Origin of the sequence: Streptomyces sp. NPDC032472 (genome assembly GCF_040636955.1) — a bacterium.
Lineage (GTDB): Bacteria > Actinomycetota > Actinomycetes > Streptomycetales > Streptomycetaceae > Streptomyces.
On the sequence record NZ_JBEZVK010000135.1, the window covers coordinates 1 to 8,358 of the forward strand.

The following is an 8,358-nucleotide window of genomic DNA, read 5'->3' on the forward strand; positions in this document are numbered from 1 at the left end:
GCGGTGCCGTCGGACGGTGCGCGGGGGCTCGCCGCCGGTGCCGGGGCCACCCGGCCGGGCCGGTCGGCCGCCCCGCCGTGCTGCTCCGTCGGGAACCCTTGGCCCGCCCCACCGGGCCGGACCGGCGGCAGCACGTGGTCCACCCAGCCGGGCCGGTCCTCCGGGAGCAGTTCGTTCACCTCGCTGCGCCGCTCCGCGGCCCTGCCGCGAACCGCCGCCTCGCCGTGCCGCTCCGCCGCCTCGCCGTGCCGGTCCGCCGTCTCGCCGTGCCGGTCCACCGTGAGCGCCCGGTCCGCCCGGTCGGCCCCGTACCCCGGCAGCGCCCCGCCCGTCGGCGCGGCTCCGTACCCCGGCAGGACTCCCCCCGTCGGCGCGACCCCGTACGCCGCCAGGACCTCGCCCGTCGGCGCGACCCCGTACGCCTGCAGGGCCCCGCCCAGCGCACGCCCCCGCCCGGCCGGCTGCATCGCGACCGCCGACCGCGTCCCCCGGCGCTCGGTGACGATGAGGCCTTCCTCGCGCAACTGCTGCAGCGCTGCCCGTACGGTCTGCCGGTTGACCCGGTAGCGGGCGGCCAGGGTGCGCTCCGAGGGAAGTCTGCCGCCGGGTCCGTGCTCGGCGTGCTCGATTTCGTGCCGCAGCGCTGCGGCGATCCGCTGGTACTTGGGCATGGCGGCCGGGCCGCCGCCCCGTGAAGGGGAGGGCATGGCTGCTCCTCTGACGGGTGGTCAAGGAATGCGCGGTCTGCCCGCCCAACGTAGCATTGGTCTATACCTCTGGGAGAGGGTGTGTCGGGGCCGCGCCCCACCTTGGCCGGATCCCGCCGCTCCGCGGGACCGGCCCTACGACCGCAGCGGATTGGGCAGCGGTAGGTAGCGGGCGTCCGCGCCGTCCGCCCGGGTCCAGCGCAGCAGCAGGTTCGTCTTGGCCGGCAGGGACGGGGCCGCGAGCAGCTCCGCGATCTCGGGCAGGCCGCGCTCGGCGTCGTAGCGCAGGAACTCCTCGCGCGCCGCGGGCCACACCCGCCCGGCCATCCCGGGGTGCGCCTCGGCGAGCGCCCCGGCGATCTCCGCCAGGTGGTTGACGACCAGGCAGTAGACCAGCCGCTGCCAGGCGGCCGCCCGACCCGGCTCCGGCAGCAGCTTCACCCCTTCCGCATCGCGGAACAGGGCCTGCACCGGCATGCCCTGCGCATCGCAGGCGACCAGGGTGTTCTGCAGGTGGGCCTCCAGGACGGCGCCGTGCCGGTCGAACAGCTCCAGCACCGGCGGCACCACCCGGCGCAGGTAGGCCCGCCACCAGCCGGCCGGATCGGGGGTGCGGGCCAGCGGGCTGCCGGCGAAGCCCTCCGCCAGGGACGCGGCGAGCAGCGGGGTCGCCCCCGGCTCCACGTGCGCCCGCAGTCCGTCGCGCACGAGCACCGCGAGTTCCTCGAAGGCGAAGGCGGCGGTCCGGTAGCCGCGGTCCGACAGCCAGGCCGCGTTCGAGCCCGCGCGCCGCATGGCCGCGAACCCGGCCGCCACGGCCTCGTCGGCCCGGCGCAGCTTCAGCAGGTCGTGCCGCCACAGCCGGCGCACGTCGTTGGTGATGCGGACGTCGAGGCTGAACTTCACGAACGCATCGGGGCCCGGGCCGGAGTCGGGGCAGGGCACGTACAGGGTCCGTACGGAGGCGGTGGGCCACACCGGCAGCCGGCCCGTGCCGAGCCGCAGCAGCCGCCCGTCATCGAGGGCCGCCCGGACCGCGGGCGAGCCGCCGACCAGGTCGAGCTGCCACGGATGGGCGGGCAGTAGCCGGTAGCCGGCGGGCGGGCGCGGGCCGTCCGCCAGGTCGGCGAGCGCGTCGACCGCCGCGGCCGCGCCCGCCCCGCCCTCCTCGGCGACCTGGTCCTCGCGCAGCCCGAGGAAGACCAGCGGGAAGCGGGCGTGGGCCTCCGGCGCGTACGGCAGCCAGCTCGCGGCGGGCGCGCCGCCCCGGGCCTTGGGCGCCGGGTGGTAGGGGTGTCCCATGACGAGGGACTGCTCGGACAGCACGTACGGGTCCTGCGGGGGCTCGGCGGCGGCGCGGGCGGCCAGCAGCGCGGCGACGGTCTCGCGGCTGTCGGCGATCTCGACCGGGAGCTCGTCGTTGCCGGTGCCCGTGTACCGGTGCAGCTCGTCGGCGGTCAGCTTCACCAGCTCGGTGTGGCTGAGCGCCCGCCAGCCGTCCGCCGTGCCCAGTTCGGGGCGCACGGGCCGACGCCCGCCCCGCACCCGCAGCAGCCGGCCGCTGCCGCGCAGCCGGTGGACGTCCCCGCCCTCCGGGTCGGTCGCCTCCCGCAACAGGCAGTTGAGCAGCGGGGTGGCGGCAAGGGCGTCGGCTGCGGCGTTGAGGTCCACGGATTCCATTCGGTCCATCCAGTGCGCCGGGGTGCGCAGGGCGTACCACCGGCCGTGATCTTAAGTATCCGCGATGATGACGTGATCACCACAATGACCCGCGAGAGGAACAGGGCCCTGCACCCCAGCATGAACCTCCCCCACTCCCCGGCCGAAGAGGCCGTATCCGCCGAACTGGCCGAGGTGCGCCCCGCGCTGGCCGGCCCGTACGGCGCCGCGCTCGGCGGCGCCCGGGCCGCGGTGCTGACCCGGCTGTGGCGGGCGCTGGCCTTCGAACCGCTGCCCTGGGTGGTGCGGCGCGAGCGGGGCCCGGACGGCATCACCCTCCTGCTGGCCGGGGGCAGGCGGCTCGAAGGCCCGGCGGCGGACCCGTACACGACCGCCGCCACGGTGGACGAGCTGCTCCTCGACGGCGTCTCGTACCGGCAGGCCGGACGGCTGATGAGCGCCCTGGGCGTACCGCACGGGGACGCGTTCGCCGCCGAACTCGACGACAGCACCGCCTCACTGGCCCTGTCGCGGGCCGGGCAGCCGGCCGCGCCGGAGCCGGAGCCGGGGACCACCTGGGAGTGGGAGCAGCGGATCGTCGACGGGCACCCCTACCACCCCAACTGCCGCTCCCGTCCGGGGTTCACGGTGGCCGAGCAGCTCGCGTACGCACCGGAGCACCGGCCGGTCGTCACGCTCGGCCTGGCCGCCGTTGCGGCCACGGAATGCCTGGTCGCGGGCGGCTGGCCGGCCGAACTGCGCGACGGCGGCCGGATCCTCGTGCCCGTACACCCCTGGCAGGCCCGGCATGTCCTGAAGCAGACGGGCCGGGATCCGGACGCCCTGCGCGCCGGGTACGCGGCGCACCCGCTGATGTCGCTGCGAACGCTCAGCCCGGTGTCGGGCGGGCCGCACGTGAAGACGGCGCTGAGCACCCGGCTCACCTCCTCCGTACGGGACATCTCGGGCTATTCGATCGAGACGGCGGCCGCGGTGTCCGCCTTCGCGCAGGAGCTCTGCGCACGGCTCGACGGGCGGCTGCACATCACCCGCACCCTGGGGGCCGTCACCGCGCACACCCCGGACCTGGCGGCCGTGCTGCGCGAGCCGCCGGAGGTGTACGCGGATGCCGCGGCGGGCGAGCGGGTCGTCCCGGTCGCCGTGCTGGCGGACGCCCCGTTCGCGCGGTCGGCGGCCTGGCGGGCCGGCTTCGCCCGCCTGGCGCTCTCCGTCTGCCTGCGGGTGCTGGACCTCGGGGTGGCGCTGGAGGCCCACGGGCAGAACCTCCTCGTCGTGCTCGCCGCCGACGACGCCCCGGTGCGGCTGGTCTACCGGGACCTCGCCGACATCCGGATCAGCCCGGCCCGGCTCGCCCGGCACGGCCTGCCGGTGCCGCCGGTGTCGGGCCGTCTCGTCGACGACGACGTCACGGTGCTGCGGCGCAAGCTGTTCGGCTCGCTCCTGACGGGGGCACTCGGGGCCACCGCCGGCTCGGCCGCGGCCTTCGGCGACATGCTGGCCGAGGCGGCCGGGCTCCCGGTCACCGCCGACACCGGGGCGCTGCTGGGCGGCCCGCTGCCGACCAAGGCGCTCACCCTGATGCGGCTCAGCCCGGGCGTCCCGGGCGACCAGTGGGCGGAGTTGCCGAACCCGCTGGCCGGGGGGTGAGGCGGGCTTGCCCCGCAGGTGAGCGGTGGAAACCCCGGTGCGCGGACATCGGCCGCCCGACACACTGCACGCATGACCGCATCCGCCGCCAAGCACGACCTGCGCATCTACCTCCAGGACGCCCGCGACGCGCTGCTCTGGAAGCTGGAAGGCCTCTCGGAGTACGACGTCCGCCGCCCCATGACCCCGACCGGCACCAACCTGCTGGGCCTGGTCAAGCACGTCACGGGCGCCGAGGCCCTGTACTTCGGCGCGACGTTCGGCCGCCCGTTCGAGGCCCCGGGGCTGTGGGTCACGGGGGACGCCGAGCCGAACGCGGACCTGTGGGCCGGGCCGGAGGAATCACGCGAGCAGATCACCGGCCTCTACCGGGCCGCGTGGGCGCACTCGGACGAAACGATCGAGGCCCTGGACCTGGAGGCTACGGGCCGGGTGCCGTTCGGGAAGCGGGCGGAGCTGTCGCTGCACCGTGCCCTGGTCCACATGACCGCCGAGACGCAGCGGCACGCCGGGCATGCCGACATCGTCCGCGAACTCGTCGACGGGGCCACCGGCCTGCGGGCCGGCGAGCCCTATGTTCCGGCCGAGGGGCCCGCCTGGTGGGACGCCCACCGCACCCGCCTGGAAGCGGCGGCCCACGAGGCGGCCCTCCGGGCCCCCGCCCCAGGCCTCGGCGGGTCTGGCCGCAACCCCTAGGCCGGCTCGGCTCAGCCCGCCCCCTGTGCGAGGGGTTTCCATGTCTGCCGGCACGGCTGTCGCAGCGGGGGGCGGCAATCTCGGCCCCGCCGGCGTTTGAGGCGGGGGCCCTGGGGCAGCGCCCGAGGAAATCCGGCTCCGCCGGGCACCGGGCTCCGCCCGGACCCGCGCCTCAAACGCCGGCGAGGCTGAAAATGCCGGACCCCCGTCCCACACGGCGCCACAGCCGGCCCCCAACACAAGGCCGACGCGGCTCGACTCAGCCTGCCGCCCAAACAAAGGCGGGCCAGTCTGCCCCACGGCTATCGAAGCGGGAGGTCAGCAAACTCAGCCCCGTCGGCGATTGAGGCACGGGGTCTGGGGTAGGGCAGCGCCCCAGGAAACCCGGCTCCGCCGGGCACCGGGCTCCGCCCGGACCCGCGCCTCAAACGCCGGCGAGGCTGAAAATGCCGGACCCCCGTCCCAGGTGGCGGCGAGGTGGGGTTGGCCGGACCCCCGCGCCGGTGGGGGCGGCCGGGCCCAGCCTGAGGTGGGGCGTGGGCCGTTTGGGGGGCTGTCGCGGCGGCACGGGCTTGCCTTCGCCGCGATCCGGGCGGGCGATGGCAGGAAGGAGGGGTGAGCCTGCGTCGACGCCAACTCCTGGGCAGCGCCCCCGCAGCCGTCCTCGCGGCCGTCGGCGCGGCGGTGCCCGCACGGGGGCCGGATTTCGGGGCGCTCGCCCGGGGGATCGACGGGCGGGTCGTCCTGCCCGGCGACCGCGACTACGCCGAGGCCCGGCAGCTGTTCCAGCCCCGGTACGACACCGTCGCCCCGGCCGCGGTGGCCTACCCCGCACACGCCGGCGACGTCGCCGTCTGCCTGGACTTCGCCCGCCGCTCGGCGGTCCCCGTGGTGCCGCGCGGCGGCGGCCACAGCTACGCCGGCTGGTCCACCCGCGCCGGCGGCCTCGTCGTCGACGTCGGGGCCATGGCCGGCCTGACCGTCGAGGGGACCGGCGTACGGATCGGGGCCGGCGCCCGGCTCGGCGACGTCAACCGGACCCTGGCCGGCCGCGGCCTCGGCCTGCCGACCGGCCTGTGCCCCACCGTCGGCATCGCGGGGCTCACCCTCGGCGGCGGCCTGGGCCTCGCCTCCCGCGCGTACGGGACCACCTCCGACCGCCTCACCGGCCTGACCGCCGTCACCCCGGACGGGACCGTCCGCGAGGTCGACGCGGCCCGGGACCCGGACCTGTTCTGGGCCCTGCGCGGCGCCGGCGGCGGCAACTTCGCCGTCGTCACCGAGTTCCGCTTCCGCACCCACCCGGCCGCCGACTGCGCCCGCGCCGAACTCCGCTGGCCCGACGCCGGTTCCGCGGCGCTGCTGCGCGGCTGGCAGCGCTGGCTGGCCGGGCTGCCCGAACCGCTGTGGAGCCGGGTGGAGTTCCTGTTCGAGGCCGGCCCGCCACCACCGCCCCCGACGGTGTACGTACTGTGCCTCGACGGACGGGCCGAGCTGGAGCGCCAGCTGACCCGCCTGGCCGACCTGGTCGGCAGCCCGCCGCAGGACTCCCGGACCACCGTCGCCGGCTACGAGGAGACCCTGCGGGTCCTGTCGGGCTGCGCGGAGCGGACCGCCGCCCAATGCCACCTGCCGGGAACGCTGCCCGGCCGCACGCCCGAGGGGCAGGTCGGCCGCGATTCGTACGCCGCCCGCTCCGACTTCTGGAGCCCGGCCGGCCTCCCGGACCCCGGTGTCGCCGCCGTGCTGGCCGCCGTCCGGCGGTACGGCCGCGACGTGCCGCCCGGCGGTTTCGGCGTCGTGCAGTTCACCGGGGAGTGCGGCGGCGCCGTGAACCGGCCGGCGGCCGCCGACACCGCGTTCGTGCACCGCGACAGCGCCTTCCTCACCCAGTACCTCGCCTACTGGCCTCAGGCCGCGGCGCCGGGCGACACCGACCGCCACCAGCGCTGGCTCGACGGGCTCTGGCAGGACCTGCGCCCCTGGGCGAGCGGGCGCGCGTACCAGAACTACACCGACCCGAAGCTGCCCGCCTGGCGCGAGGCCTACCACGGGTCGAACCTCGCACGCCTCGAAGAGGTCCGGCGCGCCTACGACCCGGGCCGGCTGTTCCGTTTCCCCCAGGCCATCTAGAGGAGCCCGACATGCGACGTGTGTTGACGGTGGCGGCGGTGGCGGCCGCCCTGCTGCTGCCCGGCGGGCCGCTGCCCGAGGCCGAGGCGGGCAGCGGCAGCGGCAGCGGCGCCCCGCCGGCGACCGGCCGGTGGTCCGCCCGGGAAGCGGAGGACTTCTGGACGGCGGACCGGATGGCGTCGGCGGCCCCCATCAACGCCGGGGCGGCCCAGGTGCCGGGCGCCGACCCCGGGACGGGCGCGGACTTCGACGGGATCCCGGTCGTCGGCCGGATGTTCGTGATGAAGGGCAGCGGCGCGTACTTCTGCACCGCGAGCGTGGTCACCTCCCCGGGCCGCAACCTGGTGCTCAGCGCGGCGCACTGCCTGCTGGGGACCGACGCCCGGCAGGTGGCGTTCGTGCCCTTGTACACCGCGGAGAACCCGCAGCCGTACGGCATGTTCCCGGTGCTGCGGGACGCCGAGGGGCGGTCGAAGGTGTGGATCGACCCGCGCTACAAGAGCCTGGGCGCCGACAAGGCCGCCACCCTCGACGTGGCCTTCGCGCAGGTCGGCCCCGACGCGGACGGGTTCCCGGTCGAGGAGGTGGTGGGCGGGAACCGGCTGGTGACCGGCGCCCCGTACGAGCACCCGCAGGTGTCGCTGATCGGCTATCCGGCGTCGGCGGCCCGCCCGCGGCTGTGCGTCAACCGGACGACGAGGTTCACCAGCACCGACCCGGGGATTCCCGGCTCGTTCCTGCGGATCGACTGCACCGGATACCCGGGGGGGACCAGCGGCGGTCCGTTCCTGACCCGCTACGACAAGGAGACCGAGACGGGCGACGTCGTCGGGGTCATCGGCGGCTGGAAGACCGGCGGGGACACGGCGGACACCTCGTACAGCTCGTACTTCGGCACGGACGTCAGGAACCTGTACGAGAAGGCTGTTGCCGGGGCAGCGGGGGCGTGACGACCCGGACCCAGCGGGTCCGGCGCGGGTTGCCCACCGCGCGGGGCAGCGCGGTGGCCTCCTCGGCGCCGAGCGCGTCCGCGGGCGGGAGCGCGAGCCGACGGCGCAGATCGGCCAGGGCCGCGTGCACGGGGGCCAGGATGACCTCGGCTTGCGGGTGGATGAGCGCGAGGGCGTGCGCGGTGGTCTCGATGGTCTCGGCGGCGTCCTCCGCGGCAGTAAGGCTCCACCCGCCGGGCCCGGCGGTCCCCGAGGGCCCGGCGGAACGGAAGGGCGCGACGGCGTCGTAGAGATGACAAGCGGCATCGGCCGCAGCATCGGCCCGCTCCCCGACCCCGGGCGCCGCGTCGATCGGCAACTGCTGCATACCGACACAACGAGCGTCCGCCCGCCGGGTTCGCCGCCCCTTTGCCGGCGGCACGGGCGCCGGCCACTGGTACCGGGGGACCCGCGCAACGGGGCTTCGCCCGCGGCGTCAGGGGGATCCGCGCAGCGGGGGCTCGGCCGGGGCGTCGGGGGCGACGCCCCGGCGGGGCACCCGCGCC

At 76.5% G+C, this 8,358-nt stretch carries 7 protein-coding genes; 4 read left to right on the top strand and 3 right to left on the bottom strand.

Features of this window, described 5'->3' with window-relative positions; genetic code table 11:
* Both AB0F11_RS36580 and AB0F11_RS36585 read right to left on the bottom strand, forming a co-directional pair.
* A partial coding sequence (locus AB0F11_RS36580) for a GntR family transcriptional regulator (RefSeq protein WP_362183729.1) occupies positions 1-707 on the bottom strand: 707 nt, incomplete at its 3' end.
* Between the two features lie 135 nt (positions 708-842).
* Positions 843-2,396: an IucA/IucC family protein gene (locus tag AB0F11_RS36585; protein ID WP_362183732.1), complete on the bottom strand. Its 1,554-nt coding sequence runs from the start codon at positions 2,394-2,396 to the stop codon at positions 843-845.
* A 111-nt stretch (positions 2,397-2,507) separates the two neighbouring features.
* On the opposite strand from AB0F11_RS36585, the gene AB0F11_RS36590 reads away from it, so the two are divergent.
* The 4 genes from AB0F11_RS36590 (at position 2,508) to AB0F11_RS36605 (ending at position 7,813) form a co-directional block, all read left to right on the top strand.
* Positions 2,508-4,034 (top strand): IucA/IucC family siderophore biosynthesis protein, encoded by a 1,527-nt coding sequence (locus AB0F11_RS36590; RefSeq protein ID WP_362183747.1) that lies wholly within the window; start codon positions 2,508-2,510, stop codon positions 4,032-4,034.
* A 72-nt stretch (positions 4,035-4,106) separates the two neighbouring features.
* The gene (locus tag AB0F11_RS36595; RefSeq protein WP_362183735.1) at positions 4,107-4,730 is read left to right on the top strand and encodes a DinB family protein; all 624 of its coding nucleotides are present in this window, start codon (positions 4,107-4,109) and stop codon (positions 4,728-4,730) included.
* A gap of 615 nt (positions 4,731-5,345) precedes the next feature.
* A complete protein-coding gene (locus AB0F11_RS36600) occupies positions 5,346-6,863 on the top strand; it encodes an FAD-binding oxidoreductase (RefSeq protein ID WP_362183738.1) in 1,518 nt (505 codons plus the stop codon).
* Between the two features lie 11 nt (positions 6,864-6,874).
* Positions 6,875-7,813, top strand: a complete 939-nt coding sequence (locus AB0F11_RS36605) for a trypsin-like peptidase domain-containing protein (protein ID WP_362183741.1) — start codon at positions 6,875-6,877, stop codon at positions 7,811-7,813.
* Here AB0F11_RS36605 and AB0F11_RS36610 read toward each other — a convergent pair.
* Positions 7,767-8,180: a hypothetical protein gene (locus tag AB0F11_RS36610; protein ID WP_362183744.1), complete on the bottom strand. Its 414-nt coding sequence runs from the start codon at positions 8,178-8,180 to the stop codon at positions 7,767-7,769. The two genes, AB0F11_RS36605 and AB0F11_RS36610, sit on opposite strands and share 47 nt — an antisense overlap.
* Between the last annotated feature and the right edge of the window lie 178 nt (positions 8,181-8,358).